Genomic DNA, 16,024 nt, shown 5'->3' with positions numbered 1-16,024 from the left:
ATTGCAAAGCCAGGCGACTGCGCAGACTGTGGGATGTGATTCGTCCCGCCAGGCTTCGCATGTCCTTCCAAAAACTTGTCATGGCTATCTTTTTTCTGCAGCCGATTGCGTTCGGCAGCTGGTTGCCGCGCATTCCCGAAATCCAGGCTCGTCTTGAGCTTGGTCCGGCCGATCTTGCCTTGGCGCTGTTCGGCATGCCGGTCGGTATTCTGTCGACGCTGCCTGTCGCCGGACGAGTGGTATCGCGCATTGGCGGCAAAACCACCGTCATCGCGGGATTCTTCGTCTTCTTGGTGATTGTCTGCCTTCCCGCCTTCTCGCGCACGCCGCTGGAACTCTTCATCGCGCTTGCGCTGCTTGGCGTTGCTATGTCGACGCTGGAGCTGGGGCTGAATGTTGAAGCAGATCGTGCTGAAAAGGATACCGGCTCGATTATCATGAACCGCTGCCACGGCTTCTGGAGCCTGGGCATCATGGCCGGCAGCCTGCTTGGTTCGGGAATGGTGGCAATTGCCGCGCCCGCCGAATGGGCGATCATGGCTGCTGCCTTCGTCGTTTTGCCGTTTGCCATTGTAGCAAGCCTCGGCCTGCCGCCCGATCGCGAGGCTGGTGCGGCTCCGCCGCATATGCCGTTCAAGCTGCCAAGCAGCGCTCTGCTCGGTATCTGCGCCTTCGTCTTCGGAATTACGATGACAGAAGGAGCGATCGCCGACTGGTCCGCCGTCTATCTCAAGGGTGTTTTCCAGACCGACGGCATGATGACCGGTATCGGATATACGATTTTCGCGATGATGGTCGCAGCGGGCCGCTTCAGCGGCGATCATCTGAAACAGCGTTTTGGGGCAATCGCGCTGGCTCGTGGCTGCGGCGCAGCTGCTCTCGTCGGCATGCTTATCGTCGTTTTTGCCTGGCACAGCCTTTTGACGCTGGCAGGTTTTGCCTTGGTCGGGATCGGTGTATCGGTCGGCTTTCCGCTGGCGGTGACCGCCGCAGCAAGCCTGAGGGATCGACCGGCGGCCGCCAATGTCGCCATCCTGTCCTTCATGGCGCTTACCGGCTTTCTGATCGGTCCGCCTCTGATCGGCTTCATCGCGGAGATGTCCGGGTTGCGCGTCGGGTTGGCGGTGTTGCTGGTTCCACTCGCGGTCAGCCTGGTCTGCACCAGGATGCTGAAAGCCAGGTTCTGACGTTTTCTCCTGTGGGTTCGTGCCGCCGTGTTGCCAAAGACACGGCCAAACCTGCTAGGACGCCGTGTCGAATTGAAAGAGGAATGTGACATTGCAGGTTGGTATCGATATGGGAACGGCGTCGGGAGGCAATCCGGCCACGCTCGATATCGAGGAGCTTCTGGCTACCCGTCTTCTGGTGCAGGGCAATTCGGGCTCCGGCAAGTCGCATCTTCTCCGCCGTTTGTTAGAGCAATCCGCCCAGTGGGTGCAGCAGGTCATCATCGATCCTGAAGGCGATTTCGTCACTCTGTCGGACAAGTTCGGCCACGTCGTCGTCGATGGCGAGCGCACGGAAGCCGAATTGGCCGGCATCGCCACTCGTATCCGCCAGCATCGCGTCTCCTGCGTTCTGACCCTCGAGGGTCTTGATATCGAGCAGCAGATGCGTGCGGCGGCAGCTTTCCTTAACGGCATGTTCGATGCCGACCGTGAATTCTGGTATCCCGTTCTCGTCGTGGTCGACGAGGCGCAGATGTTTGCGCCTTCAGTCGGCGGCGATGTTTCGGAAGATGCCCGCAAGATGTCGCTTGGCGCCATGACGAACCTCATGTGCCGCGGCCGCAAGCGTGGTCTTGCCGGCGTGATCGCGACGCAGCGTCTCGCAAAGCTTGCGAAGAACGTGGCCGCGGAAGCCTCAAACTTCCTGATGGGCCGCACCTTCCTCGATATCGACATGGCGCGTGCGGCTGATCTCCTCGGGATGGATCGGCGTCAGGCGGACATGTTCCGCGATCTGAAGCGTGGCAATTTCGTTGCGCTCGGGCCAGCCTTGTCGCGCCGCCCACTACCGATCCAGATCGGCAATGTCGAGACCTCGGCTCGCTCGTCGAGCCCGAAGCTCATGCCGCTGCCGGATGCACCTGACGACGTCGAGGATCTGATCTTTACCCCGGATCCAGAGGAGTTTCAGAGGCCGATCGTCCGCCGTGCGCCGCCGGCGCCACGGCCGACCACGGATATTCTTGCCGAACTGTCGCGATCGGCTCCCATTGCCTCGGCTCCTGTCTCGGAAGCGCGTGCACCTCAACCCGAACTATCGGCCGAGGAGCGCGAAGAGAGGCTGACAGCAGTGTTGCACGAGATACTGGACGATCCGGGCTCGGGATTTCGAACGGATCCCGTCCTTTATCAAGAGTTCCTCGTGCGACTTCGTATGCGCCGGGTTCCCGGTCCTCCGATGTCGCTGCCCGAGTTTCGACGTCGCGTGGCGATTTCGCGCTCCGGCGTGGATGCGGCAACGGCGGGAACAGAAGCTTGGGCGACGGCGCTGTCACTGTCCACAGGCGTCACGGACGACCTACAGGGCGTTTTCCTGATGCTGGCAAAGGCTGCTGTGTGTGGCGAGACGTGCCCCTCGGATGCACGGATTGCGCGGGCCTATGGCACCCATTCGGCCCGGCGTGCGAGACGCCTGCTTGGCTATTTCGAGGAGCAGGGCACCGTCGTCGTGCATACGGATTTCTCGGGCAAGCGCATCGTCGCGTTCCCCGATATGAACTGCCAGACGGCCCCGGGCGATGCCAATGCGCCCGATGCGGGTGATGTCCGCTCTGCAGCGGAATGACGGCCGGATTGCAGCAAGGATAGCGCGGGAACTATCGGGCTGCTCTATACTCGACCTCTAATATCACACGAAGAAGTTGCTTTTGTCACATGGGCTTCATTCAGGTGGTGGATAAGGCGCGCGACCCGTGTGGTCGATGCGGATTATCAAAAGGAGATCTCGGTCATGAGAAACAACGTTCGTCACCAGCTGTTGCGCCTTGTCGCCGGCGGCCTGCTTGCAACCGTTGCCATTCAACCCGGCTATGCCGATGATGCGGCGAACAAACTTCTGGAGCGCGCGGCGAGTGCCGATCTGAGCGCTCCTGGTGGCGCACGCCGCCTCTCCGGCGATATCACCGAGGCTTACCGCGCTGCGCTCATCGATACTCGCCCGAAGAATGTCATCCTCCTAATCGGCGACGGCATGGGCGACTCCGAAATCACCATCGCGCGCAACTATGCGGTTGGTGCGGGCCAGTATTTCAAGGGTATCGATGCGCTGCCGGTCACCGGCCAGTACACGCACTATTCGCTCGACAAGAAGACCGGCAAGCCGACCTACGTGACCGACTCCGCTGCCTCGGGCACCGCCTGGGCGACCGGCGTGAAGTCCTATAACGGCGCGATCGGCGTCGACATTCATGAGAAGGCCCACGAAACACTGCTTGAGAAGGCAAAGGCTGCCGGCATCGGCACGGGCAACGTCTCGACCGCCGAACTCCAGGACGCAACGCCTGCCGTCCAGGCCGCACACGTGACCCAGCGTAAGTGCTACGACCCGGCTTCCACGACCGAGAAGTGCCCGACGAATGCGCTTGAAAACGGCGGTAAGGGATCGATCAGCGAGCAGCTTCTGAATGCACGTGCTGACGTGACACTTGGCGGTGGCGCCAAGAGCTTTGGCGAGACCGCCAAGGCCGGCGAGTGGAAAGACAAGACGCTTCGCCAGCAGGCCGAGGAGCGCGGCTACAAGATCGTTTCGAACCTCGATGAGCTTCGGGCCATCAAGCAGGCAAACGACAGCGCGCCAGTGCTCGGACTGTTTGCCGAGGGCAACATGCCGGTTCGCTGGGAAGGCCCGAAGGCCAGCCACTACGGCAATATCGAGATGGAGCCGGTCGTCTGCCAGCCGAACGAGAAGCGCACGGCCGCAACCCCGACGCTGGCCCAGATGACGGCGAAGGCGATCGAACTGCTTCGGACGAATGAGAAGGGCTTCTTCCTGCAGGTCGAGGGCGCGTCGATCGACAAGCAGGACCATGCCGCCAACCCGTGCGGTCAGATCGGTGAGACGGTTGATCTCGACGAAGCCGTTCAGGAAGCGCTGAAATTTGCGCGGGAAGCTGGCGACACGCTCGTTATCGTCACCGCTGACCATGCCCATGCAAGTCAGATCATCGAGGCTGATACCAAGGCTCCCGGCCTGACGGAAGCGCTGATGACGAGGGATGGGGCTGTTATGGCCGTGAGCTACGGTAACTCCGAAGACGAAAATGACCAGGGCCACACGGGCTCGCAGCTGCGCATCGCGGCCTACGGGCCGCGTGCAGCAAATGTTGCCGGTCTGACGGACCAGACGGATCTGTTCTATACGATCCGTGACGCGCTCGGCCTGAAGACCGAGACGGCGAGCGCCAAGTAAGCTGCAACGGCTACGCCACCAGGGGCATTGATGGGCAAGGACGTGGAATTGTGATTGACATTCCAGCGACTTCGCCCTAAAGACCGCGCCAGCACCGGGCAGAGATGTCCGGTGTTTCATTTGACATGTCCCGTGGATTTGTCCTGTTCGCGTAATGGGATGATCCTGTCGGATCCTCGAGAGAAGATCAAAGGAGGGCGTGTTTCCTTCACGCGGTTTGGTAACAAGCCGTTCTAACTTTCTGAAAGGAAATACGATGAGCAAGCGCGAATCGTCCAAGTACAAGATTGACCGCCGTATGGGCGAAAACATCTGGGGCCGTCCGAAGTCCCCGGTGAACCGCCGCGAATACGGCCCGGGCCAGCATGGTCAGCGCCGCAAGGGCAAGCTCTCTGACTTCGGTGTGCAGCTGCGCGCCAAGCAGAAGCTGAAGGGTTACTACGGTGACCTGCGCGAAAAGCAGTTCCGTGCAATCTTCGCTGAAGCCGCACGCCGCAAGGGTGACACCTCCGAAAACCTGATCGGTCTTCTGGAGTCCCGTCTGGACGCGATCGTTTATCGCGCCAAGTTCGTTCCGACCGTTTTCGCTGCCCGCCAGTTCGTGAACCACGGCCACGTGACCGTGAACGGCGTCCGCGTCAACATCGGTTCCTACCGTTGCAAGGCTGGCGACGTCATCGAAGTTCGTCAGAAGTCGAAGCAGCTCGTTTCCGTTCTGGAATCGGTTAGCCTGGCTGAACGTGACGTCCCGGACTACATCGAAGTCGACCATAACAAGATGGTTGCTACCTTCGCACGCGTTCCGGCGCTCGGCGACGTACCGTATCCGGTCGTCATGGAGCCGCATCTGGTGGTCGAATTCTATTCGCGTTAACGCATAGCCCCGACAATCGAATTTCGATTGTCGGAAAGGCTTATGCGTCTCTCTAAGGGACTACTGCGTCCTTTACGCGTCTTCGACGCGCGGCGCAGTAGGACGCGAGGCGTTTTCGCATACGGAAAAGCCGCCTCTTGGGGCGGCTTTTTTGTTATCTGGGGAGATAGGATGGTGGACTTGCAGGCAGTTCTCGACAGCATCCACAAGGAGCTGGCGCCCCGTATCGGCGAGGGCAAGGTTGCGGACTATATTCCGGAACTCGCCAAGGTCGACCCGAACCAGTTCGGTTTGAGCGTCGTGACCGTAGACGGCAAGGTCTACAACGTCGGCCATGCCGACGTGCCGTTCTCCATCCAGAGCATCTCGAAGGTTTTCATGCTGACGCTTGCGCTCGGCAAGATCGGCGAGGGCTTGTGGAAGCGCGTCGGCCGTGAACCATCCGGCTCTTCGTTCAACTCGATCGTCCAGCTCGAGCATGAGCAGGGTATTCCGCGCAATCCCTTCATCAATGCTGGCGCAATCGCGGTGACAGATGTCGTCATGGCCGGCCATGCGCCGCGCGAGGCGATCGGCGAGTTGCTGCGCTTCGTGCGCTATCTCGCGGATGACGAGTCGGTCACCATCGATGATCGCGTTGCAAAGTCCGAGACGCAGACGGGCTACCGCAACTTTGCGCTCGCCAATTTCATGCGCTCCTATCGCAACCTAGATCACCCCGTCGATCACGTGCTTGGCGTCTATTTCCACCAATGCGCCTTGTCGATGACCTGCGAGCAGCTTGCGAAGGCCGGGCTGTTTCTCGCGGCGCGCGGCAGTAATCCGATGACCGGTCACTCGGTAGTGTCGCCGAAGCGGGCACGGCGTATCAATGCGTTAATGCTGACCTGCGGCCACTATGACGGCTCGGGCGACTTCGCCTATCACGTAGGCCTTCCCGGCAAGAGCGGTGTCGGTGGCGGCATCTTTGCCGTGGCGCCCGGCATCGCCTCCATCGCCGTCTGGTCGCCGGGTCTCAACAAGGTCGGCAACTCGCAACTCGGCGCCGTCGCACTCGAAATGCTGGCGGCTCGCACCGGCTGGTCGGTTTTCGGCGATTGATGCTGTGTTGTCGTGACGCTTTCTGCTAAGGCGGAGGCAGACTCTGATTGGACGAGAGAATGAACATCGCAGCCAACATTGCCGATGAGCTGGAAACGCCGACCGCGGACGGCGCGATCGCGCACGCGCTCTTTGCAGAGGCTCCGAACTCGGTGTCGTTCAACAAGCTGCGCAAGCGGCTGCTGCGCAACGTCAGGCAGGCATTCGACGATTTTGCGATGCTGAAGGGCCAGAAGCGGTGGCTGATCGGTCTCTCTGGCGGCAAGGACTCTTACGGGTTGCTCGCCCTTCTGCTCGACCTGCAGTGGCGTGGTCTTCTGCCGGTGGAATTGATCGCCTGCAATCTCGACCAGGGGCAACCGAACTTCCCCAAGCATATCCTGCCTGACTACCTGACCAAGATCGGCGTCAAGCACCGCATCGAGTATCGCGATACCTATTCGATCGTGAAGGAGAAGGTTCCGGACGGAGCGACCTATTGCTCGCTCTGTTCGCGCCTGCGCCGCGGCAACCTCTACCGGATTGCCAAGGAGGAAGGCTGCGACGCATTGGTGCTCGGCCATCATCGCGAGGATATCCTCGAGACCTTCTTCATGAACTTCTTCCACGGTGGGCGGCTCGCGTCGATGCCGGCCAAGCTGCTCAATGACGAGGGCAACCTGATGGTTTTGCGGCCACTCGCCTACTGCGCCGAAGACGACATGGCGAAGTTTGCGGCTGCCATGCAATTCCCAATTATTCCGTGCGATCTCTGCGGCTCTCAGGATGGGCTGCAGCGCAATGCGATGAAGGACATGCTCGCAAATATCGAGCGGCGCATGCCAGGCCGCAAGGACACGATGCTCAGGGCGCTCGCGCATGTGAACCCGTCGCATCTTCTTGATCCCAAGCTTTTCGATTTCGCTGGCCTGATGGCCAGAGAGACCGCACCGAAGAGTGAATAATCGGCACTCACGCCAAAGAAGGAAAGTCCATGAGTTCCACGATAGATGTAGCGACGCTTGCCGATCTCCTGAGGCGGGCGGCGAAGGCAGAGATATTGCCGCGTTTCCGTCGGCTTGGGAGCGATGACGTGCGCGCCAAGAGCGAGGCAACCGATCTGGTCACGGAGGCCGACCTTCAGGCGGAGCGGATGATCAAGGCGGAAGCCGCCGCGCTTTGGCCAGATGCCGTGTTCATCGGCGAGGAGTCGGTCGCTGCCGATCCAGCGCTACTTGCCAAGCTCGAAGGAGCGGATCTTGCGATTGTCGTGGACCCCGTCGACGGGACCTTCAATTTCGCATCGGGCATTCCAGCCTTCGGCGTCATGGCATCCGTGGTATCCAAGGGCGAAACCGTTGCCGGTATCATCTACGACCCGATGGGCGACGATTGGGTGATCGGAGAGAAGGGCAGCGGCGCGTGGCTTCGACGTCCTGATGGGGAGGCACAACGGCTCTCCGTTGCAGTACCTGTCGCACTGGAAGAGATGGTCGGCATGGCATCGACCGGCTTCCTTCCGAAGCCCCAGCGCCGTGAGATCCTGGCCAACCTGGCCAAGGTCCGGTTTCTTGCCAACTACCGCTGCGCGGCCCACGAATACCGCGCCTTTGCCGGCGGTCATGTGCACTATCTCATGTATAACAAGCTCATGCCCTGGGATCATCTTGCAGGCACGCTTCTGAGTATCGAGGCCGGCGGTCATGCGACCCGCTTTGACGGCTCACCTTATCTGCCGCACCACACGACCGGTGGTCTGCTGATCGCGCCTGACAAGGAGAGTTGGGACATTCTGCGGCGTGAAGTCCTCACGATCTGACACGAAGTCGGTGCGCCTCACGCGGATCGCTGGCGAGGACGTGGCGTTTTAGGGGACGCAGATTTGCGTTCCAACGCGACTGCGACGTTTGCACAGACGTACAATACGATCAGGCACGCCGGCTGTAGAGCTTCTCCCGTCTTTAGAAATCCCGGGAGGGAATGATGGATACCGCTCAGGCGCTGGCTTTCCTGCTGTTTGCGTTTATCGCGGCGGTTACACCGGGACCCAGCAACGCGATGATCCTGTCCACCGGTGCGGCTGTCGGTGCCTTGAGAGGCATCGGCTGTCCGCTCGGCGCGTCGCTGGGCATGGGCGTGATGATCGTTCTAAGCGCCTTCGGCCTTGGAGAAATTGTCGCCGCAGCGCCAGCTGTTGTGACAGCGATGAAGATGGCCGGATCTCTGTTTCTGCTGTGGCTGGCCTGGAAGATTGCCAGTGCCGGCACGTTCGAAGCGAACGGCCAGACGCGGGCGGTGGGATTTCGGCAGGCTTTTCTATTCCAGTGGTTGAACCCAAAAGGTTGGCTGGTCGCCCTTAGTGCCGGCGGCACCTATCTCGTGTCGCCGGAGTACGCTCAAACCAGCGGTGCGCTATGGATGGGGACGCTGTTTGCTGCCGCGGCATTTCCAGCCGGGCTGCTGTGGCTTGTCTTGGGTGCACTCGTAGCCCAGATTCTCCGGACGCAACGCTCGGCGAGGTTCTTCAATATCGCCATGGCGTCGGCGCTGGCTCTATCGGTTGTTCTGGTGTGGCGGTAGCTGTTTGAAAGCTTCGCCCGCAACGATCTGATGCGAGCGATATGGAACGCCATGCGTGCAGTTTTGTCAGACGGTTAGAAGTGCCCGGCACCGGCGTCGAGCTGCGGACTGTCGCCCGGATGCGTGAAGAGCTTGCCGCCTTCCGCCCAGAGCGTTGCCGCGATGCTGATCGCACCGAACACGGCAAAACCACCAAAGAGCGGCTGGACAGTGCCGTTGAAGAGCTGGCCAACGGAGCCGCCAAGGATCGCGCCGAAGGTCGTCGACACGAAGCCGGTGATGGCGGTCGCTGTGCCGGCGAGATTGCCCATCGGTTCCAGGCTGATTGCCGTAAAGTTCGTGGCAATGACCGCAAACATCATCAGTAGGATCGTGAATAGCGCATAGGCGAAGGCGAAATCGGGGCGGCCGCCGAGTGCCTTGACGTAGCCGATTGCCGAGACGATCGTGAACAGGATCATCGCGACGTGCGAGATGCGGCGCATGCCGAATTTACGCACGAAGAAGCCGTTGGCGAAATTTGCCACCGCGATTCCGCCCGCCGTCGCGGCAAAGGCGATCGGCAGCCAGTCGCCGAGGCCGTAGACTTCGCCGAAGACCTGCTGGACCGAGATGACATAGGCACTGATGACGCCCGTGAACATCGTGAGCCCAATCATGTAGCCGCAGGTGACTTTATTCGTCAGAACGGTCCTGAAGCCGTCGACGACCGAGCCCACCGATAGCGGGATCCGTTCTTCTCTCGGAAGCGATTCCTTGAGGCGCACCAGTGCCCAGATAAACAGGATGGCGCCGACGACGCCGAGCAGGATGAAGATCCAGTGCCAGTTGGCGTAAGTGATGATCAACTGACCGACAGACGGTGCCACGATCGGAACGATCATGAAGACGATCATCACGTAGGACATGACACGCGCCATCTCGCGGCCGCCGAAGCAGTCGCGAACGATCGCCATGGTGGTGATGCGAACGGCTGCGCCGCCAAGGCCTTGGACGAAGCGCATGACCAGCAGCATCTCGAAGCTGCCGGTGGCGGCCGCGGCGAACATGGCGAGCACATAAACCGCCAGGCCGCCAAGCAGGATATTCCGGCGGCCGAACGTATCTGAGAGGCTGCCGAAGATGATCTGCGATACGCCGAAGCCGAGGAAGAAGACGCCGATCACGAGCTGCGCGTCGTTGGCGTTTGTGACGCCGAACGAATGGCCGATCGCGGGCAGGGAAGGCAACATGATATCGATCGCCATGGCGATGCTGGCGGTCATGATAGCGATGGTGATGACAAATTCGACGAAGCCCATGCCTATTCGGCTGGAGCCCTGATTTTCGACGTGTTGTTTATGTGGCGGCGTCATACTGGAAATCCTGAAATACGAGGCGGGCGACTCGATCAGACCGCGGGGTTATGCGGTTGGAAGAGGCGTCCTTTCTCTGCGATCAAAACGAAGATCAGACCGATGATCGAGACGGTGAAATAGCCTGCGACCATTGGTAATGCGGTGCCGTTGAAGGCCTGACCGATGCCGGCGCCGATCAGCGCGCCGCCCACCGTGCTCATGAATCCGAGGACGGAGGAAGCCGTTCCCGCAACATGGCCTAGCGGTTCCATGGCAAGCGAATTGAAGTTCGAGCCGATCCAACCGAACTGGAACATCGCCAGACCGAAGAAGCCGATGAAAAGCGGGAAGGGCATCGGCTGTGGTCCCAGGACGAGGGCGACCAGCCAGATGGTGTTGACCGTGATGAAGCCCGCCAAGGCGCCATGCGACAGCCGCCGCATGCCGAACTTGCCGACAAGCCGCGAGTTGAGGAATGACGACAGCGACATGAAGACGGCAACACCCGCGAAAGCGAAGGGGAAGTAGACCCCCAGACCGTAGATGCCGACATAGATCTGCTGCGCGGAATTGATGAAGCCGAACAGCGAGCCGAAGATGAAGGTGCTGGCAATCGTATAGCAGAGCGCGATCCGGTTGGTGAGGACCAGCTTGAAGCCGCCGATGATGGAGCGAGCGGTAAATGGGCGAACGTTGGACGGATGCAGAGTTTCGGGAAGGCGAAGATAGGCCCATGCCGAAATGAGAGCAGCCATAAGCGCGATGAATACGAAGATCAGGTGCCAGCTGCCGAAGAACATGATGATCTGGCCACTGCCCGGCGCTATAACAGGGACGATCATGAAGACCATCATGATCAGCGACATGACTTCTGCCATCTGGCGACCGCCGTAGATGTCGCGAACGATGGAGATTGTGATAACACGCGTTGCCGCCGAACCAATGCCCTGAATGAAACGAAGCAGGAGAAGGCCCTCAAAGGATGGCACCAGTGCGATCCCGAGCGCGGAACAGATATAGATGGCGAGGCCGATCAGCAGCGGCAGCCGGCGCCCGAAGCGGTCGGAGAGAGGGCCGTAGAAGAGCTGCGCCGCGCCGAAACCAAGCAGATAGGCAGAGACCACAAACTGACGATGGTTCTCACTTTCCACACCAAGGCTGGCGCCGATCTGCTGAAGCGCCGGGAGCATGATGTCGATCGCAAGCGAATTGACTGCCATCAGGAAGGCAGCGAGCGCAATGAATTCCCCTTTGCCCATGGGCAATCGGCCCGCGTGCACGGCTTGTGATGAATCTGTCACAATGAAATTCCCATAAACGGGCCAAGGCGCTGTTCAGCACAGCGCCTCGGACTCAAAATGCAAGATTTGGAAACCGGGCGGGATGCCCGGTGACCGAACAGGTCAGGCGGCGCCGCGAACGGTCACGCCGTGTTCCTGCAGGTGCTGCTGCAACTCACCGGCCTGGAACATTTCCCGGACGATGTCGCAACCGCCGATGAACTCGCCCTTCACGTAGAGCTGCGGGATCGTCGGCCAGTTGGAGTAATCCTTGATGCCCTGGCGGATTTCGGAGTCAGCGAGCACGTTGATGCCCTTGTAGTCGACGCCGATGTAATCGAGAATCTGCACGACCTGACCGGAGAATCCACACTGCGGAAACTGCGGCGTGCCCTTCATGAAGAGGACGACGTCGTTGCTCTTGATTTCGTTGTCGATGAATTCGTTGATACCGCTCATAGGGACCTAATCCTTTCCACAGGCGAGTTAAAGGCCCGCCGTTTCAATCGTTAAGCTTAGATAGCATGTGATTGACGGAATTCCAGCAGGCTCAGGCAAAAAAAGAGCGCCCTACCGGTTTGCTGAGTGCGGATTGTTGCGCTTGCGTTACTTCAACGCCTGAACCGCTGCTTCAGCAGGTTGGCCATGACCGTTTGCCGTGTCGATGCTCCGGATTTCGCCACAATTCTCGCCGATTGCGGCGCTGCAATTATCTGCCGCGCCCGCGGCCACGAAAGAAAATAATGACATTGATTTCGAAAAGGGTCGTTCTCCATTTTCCGGGGTTCGAGCCACTTGACGGGCTTGCTCACAGAGCGCGCTACGAACGTTCAGCAAAGCAAAGTGCAGCGGTCTGGGATTACTCGGTGCTGACGAGTGAATCAGAATACGGAGCGGATTCAACGCGCTTCGAAGTGAAGGCGACTGCGGATGGCTGGGAAACCAACAGCCAGATTCATGTGTTCGACCACAATGCGCTGGTCGAGAAGCTGAGAGTTGGCGGCCGTGCGACACAGATCGTCAGAGGCTTTGAGAGTGCCTTTCGGGTGGTCGCCTATGGTGGAATGGCCGGCTATTTCCGGCATGCTTGGCGGTTCGGGCTGTTCTTCATCTTTCCGTTTCTGATGATGGTTCTCGGCTTCGCGCTCAGTGCAACGATCGCCGTCATACCGATCGGAATGGAGTTGCCCGCACTTCATCTCCTGTGGAGCGTGGCCCTAGCGTTGTGTTTCTTCGTCTTTGCGTTTCTGCCCTTCGCCGAGCGTTTCTACACACTGCATCTCTTCGCGGACTGGCGTATGGCGATTGCTCTTGCCCGTATGAGCGACTCGGAGTTCAACCAGTGGCTCGATCGCTGTGCCGCAGCCGCACGGGCAGCGTTGTCAGACGCCGCGGACGAGTATGTGATCTCATCGCACAGCATGGGCTCCAGCGTAGCGGCTCATGTCATCGGCATGGTGCTTGAGCGCGATCCTAACATCCTGTCTGGCAAGAGGGTGATCTTTGCGACCCTCGGTTCGGCGATCCTGCAATGTGCTTTGCTGCGTCCCGCGGAATTGCTGCGATCACGGGTGGGCCTGATTGCGCGATGCGCGAGTGTCAGCTGGCTCGATGTCCAGTGTCTGACCGATGCCATCCACTTCTACAAAGTGCCGGTGGTAGCCGTTTGCGGACAGCGCGATGCCCGCCCTGCGAAAATGATCTTCATTCGCGTGAAGCAGATGCTGACCGTTGAACATTATAGGAAGATCAAGAAGGATTTTCTGCGCGTGCATCGGCAGTACGTCCTGGGGCCGGATTTGCAAGCATCCTTCGACTTCACGCTGCTAACCGCCGGTCCGCGCTCCGGCATGGTCTTTGCCGAAGGCGGCTATAGCAAAATGCCCGGCTTGTAACCGGGCATTTGCGTTCGACATTACTCAGGTGCCGAGGTCTGCAGCGCCAGGGCATGCAATATGCCGCCCATGTTCCCCTTGAGGGCCTCATAGACCATCTGATGCTGCTGCACGCGGCTCTTGCCGCGAAAGGCTTCCGCTACCACCTCCGCCGCATAATGATCGCCGTCGCCAGCGAGATCGCGGATGGTCACCTTGGCGCCGGGGATGCCGGCCTTGATCATGTCTTCGATATCACCGGGGTTCATAGGCATGATCGTTACTCCTTGCGTATTATTCCGTGGCAGCCAGTGTGCCATGGCCTTCCATGTAATTAGGGAACCATGATTCATGGGCGTCGCGCAATTGCTGAATTGGCAGCGACATCAGATCGTCAATTACAAGCCTTTCACCTTCGACCGTGCCGAGACGGCGGAAGGGGACGCCTGCACCTTCGGCGTTAGCACAGACGAAATTGGCAACATCCGCTGGCACCGTCAGCACGTAACGGGCCTGATCTTCGCCGAACAGCAACGCGTGTGGAGCGCCCCGGCATTCGCTGAGGCCGATCTTCAGGCCCTTGCCTGAGGCCATCGCCATCTCGGCGAGAGCGAGGACGAGGCCGCCGGAAGAGATATCGTGGCAGCTCGTTGCCTGGCCGTTGCGAATAACCGAGCGCACGAAGTCGCCGTTGCGGCGCTCCGCAAAGAGGTCGACCTCGGGAGCAGGGCCTTCGGTGCTGCCGATGACATCGCGCAGGTAGGCCGACGAGCCGAGATGGCTGCCGTCTCTGCCGATCATGATCACCTTATCGCCATTCGATGCGCTGCCGATGCGTGCCATCCTCTTCCAGTCGGGCAGAAGGCCGACGCCGGCAATCGTCGGCGTCGGCAGGATCGCAACGCCATTGGTTTCATTGTAGAGCGAGACGTTGCCCGACACGATAGGGAAGTCAAGGACACGGCAGGCTTCGCCGATACCCTTCACGGCCAGGACGAACTGGCCCATGATCTCCGGCTTTTCAGGATTGCCGAAGTTGAGGTTGTCAGTCGCCGCCAGCGGCTCTGCACCGGTTGCCGTGATGTTGCGCCAGCATTCTGCGACCGCCTGCTTGCCGCCCTCGAACGGATCGGCCTCGACATAGCGAGGCGTCACGTCGGACGAAAAAGCGAGAGCCTTGGCCGGGTGGTTCTCGACGCGAACGACGCCCGCATCACCGCCGGGAAGCTGGAGCGAGTTGCCCTGGATCAGGGTGTCGTACTGTTCGTAGACCCACCGGCGGCTGGATTGATTGGGAGAACCGACGAGATCCAAGAGCGCCTGACCATAGTCTGCCGGAGCGGAGACGAGGTTCGCAGGCAGCGGCGCGCGCTTGTCCGACTCGCGCCACGGACGATCATATTCCGGCGCCTGGTCGCCGAGATCCTTGATCGGCAGGTTGGCGACTTCTTCTCCCTGATGGACAACGCGGAAGCGCAGGTCGTCGGTGGTCTTGCCGACGATTGCAAAATCGAGGCCCCACTTAACGAAGATCGCCTTTGCCACGGCTTCCTTTTCAGGCTCCAGAACCATGAGCATACGCTCCTGGCTTTCGGACAGCATCATTTCGTAGGCGGTCATCTGCTCTTCGCGTACCGGCACGGTATCGAGGTCGAGCAGAATGCCGAGATCGCCCTTGGCGCCCATTTCGACGGCCGAGCAGGTGAGGCCCGCAGCGCCCATATCCTGGATCGCGATGACCGCACCGGTCTGCATCAGCTCGAGGCAGGCTTCCAGCAGGCACTTTTCGGTGAAGGGGTCGCCGACCTGTACAGTCGGGCGCTTCTCTTCGATCGATTCATCGAATTCCGCAGAGGCCATGGTCGCACCACCGACGCCGTCGCGGCCGGTCTTCGCGCCGAGATAGACGACCGGCAAGCCGACGCCCTTGGCTTCCGAAAGGAAGATCGCATTCGACTTCGCCAGTCCAGCCGCGAAGGCGTTGACCAAGATATTGCCGTTGTAGCGCGCGTCGAATTCGACTTCGCCACCGACCGTCGGTACGCCGAAGGAGTTTCCGTAGCCGCCGACGCCCGAGACAACACCGGACACGAGGTGACGGGTCTTCGGATGATCCGGCTCGCCAAAACGCAGCGCGTTCATCGCTGCGATCGGGCGGGCGCCCATGGTGAAGACGTCACGCAGAATGCCGCCTACGCCGGTAGCCGCGCCCTGATACGGCTCGATGTAGGAAGGGTGATTGTGGCTCTCCATCTTGAAGACGACGCAGTCGCCGTCGTCGATATCGACGACACCGGCATTTTCGCCGGGCCCCTGGATGACGCGCGGGCCTTTGGTCGGCAACGTGCGCAACCACTTCTTGGAGGATTTGTAGGAGCAGTGCTCGTTCCACATGGCCGAGAAGATGCCGAGCTCCGTGAAGGTCGGTTCGCGGCCGATCAGGTCCAATATCCGCTGATACTCGTCTGGCTTCAGGCCATGGGCGGCGATGAGTTCGGGGGTGATCGGGCGGGTATTGGAAATGGTCATGAGCTCTCGGAAGTCCCTGCCGTTGCGCGATTGCGGTGTCTTTAGCCTAAGTGA

Annotated in this window: 14 protein-coding genes; 9 read left to right on the top strand and 5 right to left on the bottom strand. The window is 60.2% G+C overall.

Annotation, left to right across the window (positions count from 1 at the left end; genetic code table 11):
• Positions 1–80: 80 nt before the first annotated feature.
• The 8 genes from ATY80_RS21020 to ATY80_RS20985 all read left to right on the top strand — a co-directional run bounded on the left by ATY80_RS21020 (position 81) and on the right by ATY80_RS20985 (position 8,950).
• Positions 81–1,187: an MFS transporter gene (locus ATY80_RS21020; protein ID WP_245306910.1), complete on the top strand. Its 1,107-nt coding sequence runs from the start codon at positions 81–83 to the stop codon at positions 1,185–1,187.
• 91 nt (positions 1,188–1,278) lie between these two features.
• Positions 1,279–2,793: an ATP-binding protein gene (locus ATY80_RS21015; protein ID WP_088694465.1), complete on the top strand. Its 1,515-nt coding sequence runs from the start codon at positions 1,279–1,281 to the stop codon at positions 2,791–2,793.
• A 165-nt stretch (positions 2,794–2,958) separates the two neighbouring features.
• A complete protein-coding gene (gene phoA / locus ATY80_RS21010) occupies positions 2,959–4,416 on the top strand; it encodes an alkaline phosphatase (protein WP_088694464.1) in 1,458 nt (485 codons plus the stop codon).
• 256 nt (positions 4,417–4,672) lie between these two features.
• Entirely contained in the window at positions 4,673–5,290 is a 618-nt protein-coding gene (gene rpsD, locus ATY80_RS21005; protein ID WP_088694258.1) for a 30S ribosomal protein S4, read from the top strand.
• Positions 5,291–5,461: 171 nt separating this feature from the next.
• Complete coding sequence (locus tag ATY80_RS21000) at positions 5,462–6,391, top strand: glutaminase (protein ID WP_088694257.1); 930 nt, start codon at positions 5,462–5,464, stop codon at positions 6,389–6,391.
• A gap of 59 nt (positions 6,392–6,450) precedes the next feature.
• Entirely contained in the window at positions 6,451–7,335 is an 885-nt protein-coding gene (ttcA, locus tag ATY80_RS20995; protein WP_088694256.1) for a tRNA 2-thiocytidine(32) synthetase TtcA, read from the top strand.
• Between the two features lie 29 nt (positions 7,336–7,364).
• Positions 7,365–8,189, top strand: a complete 825-nt coding sequence (locus tag ATY80_RS20990) for an inositol monophosphatase family protein (RefSeq protein ID WP_088694255.1) — start codon at positions 7,365–7,367, stop codon at positions 8,187–8,189.
• A gap of 164 nt (positions 8,190–8,353) precedes the next feature.
• The gene (locus ATY80_RS20985; RefSeq protein WP_088694254.1) at positions 8,354–8,950 is read left to right on the top strand and encodes a LysE family translocator; all 597 of its coding nucleotides are present in this window, start codon (positions 8,354–8,356) and stop codon (positions 8,948–8,950) included.
• Between the two features lie 74 nt (positions 8,951–9,024).
• Here ATY80_RS20985 and ATY80_RS20980 read toward each other — a convergent pair whose 3' ends face one another.
• From ATY80_RS20980 to grxD, 3 genes are all read right to left on the bottom strand, one after another.
• On the bottom strand, positions 9,025–10,305 hold the full coding sequence (locus ATY80_RS20980) for a multidrug effflux MFS transporter (RefSeq protein WP_088694253.1): 1,281 nt from the start codon (positions 10,303–10,305) through the stop codon (positions 9,025–9,027).
• Positions 10,306–10,340: 35 nt separating this feature from the next.
• Positions 10,341–11,546 (bottom strand): multidrug effflux MFS transporter, encoded by a 1,206-nt coding sequence (locus ATY80_RS20975; RefSeq protein WP_088694252.1) that lies wholly within the window; start codon positions 11,544–11,546, stop codon positions 10,341–10,343.
• A gap of 144 nt (positions 11,547–11,690) precedes the next feature.
• On the bottom strand, positions 11,691–12,026 hold the full coding sequence (grxD, locus tag ATY80_RS20970) for a Grx4 family monothiol glutaredoxin (protein ID WP_007532908.1): 336 nt from the start codon (positions 12,024–12,026) through the stop codon (positions 11,691–11,693).
• 284 nt (positions 12,027–12,310) lie between these two features.
• Between grxD and ATY80_RS20965 the strand changes: the two genes are divergently transcribed.
• Positions 12,311–13,462 carry a hypothetical protein gene (locus ATY80_RS20965; RefSeq protein WP_088694251.1) on the top strand — a complete coding sequence of 384 codons (1,152 nt, stop codon included), beginning with the start codon at positions 12,311–12,313 and terminating at the stop codon, positions 13,460–13,462.
• 20 nt (positions 13,463–13,482) lie between these two features.
• Here ATY80_RS20965 and ATY80_RS20960 read toward each other — a convergent pair whose 3' ends face one another.
• Positions 13,483–13,716, bottom strand: a complete 234-nt coding sequence (locus ATY80_RS20960) for a BolA family transcriptional regulator (RefSeq protein ID WP_088694250.1) — start codon at positions 13,714–13,716, stop codon at positions 13,483–13,485.
• Between the two features lie 19 nt (positions 13,717–13,735).
• The gene (gene purL / locus ATY80_RS20955; RefSeq protein WP_088694249.1) at positions 13,736–15,970 is read right to left on the bottom strand and encodes a phosphoribosylformylglycinamidine synthase subunit PurL; all 2,235 of its coding nucleotides are present in this window, start codon (positions 15,968–15,970) and stop codon (positions 13,736–13,738) included.
• Positions 15,971–16,024 lie beyond the last annotated feature (54 nt).

It is taken from the genome of Rhizobium sp. R711, assembly GCF_002211365.1.
In the GTDB taxonomy this organism is placed as follows: Bacteria; Pseudomonadota; Alphaproteobacteria; order Rhizobiales; family Rhizobiaceae; genus Rhizobium.
This window is presented reverse-complemented; position numbering and strand designations above follow the sequence as displayed.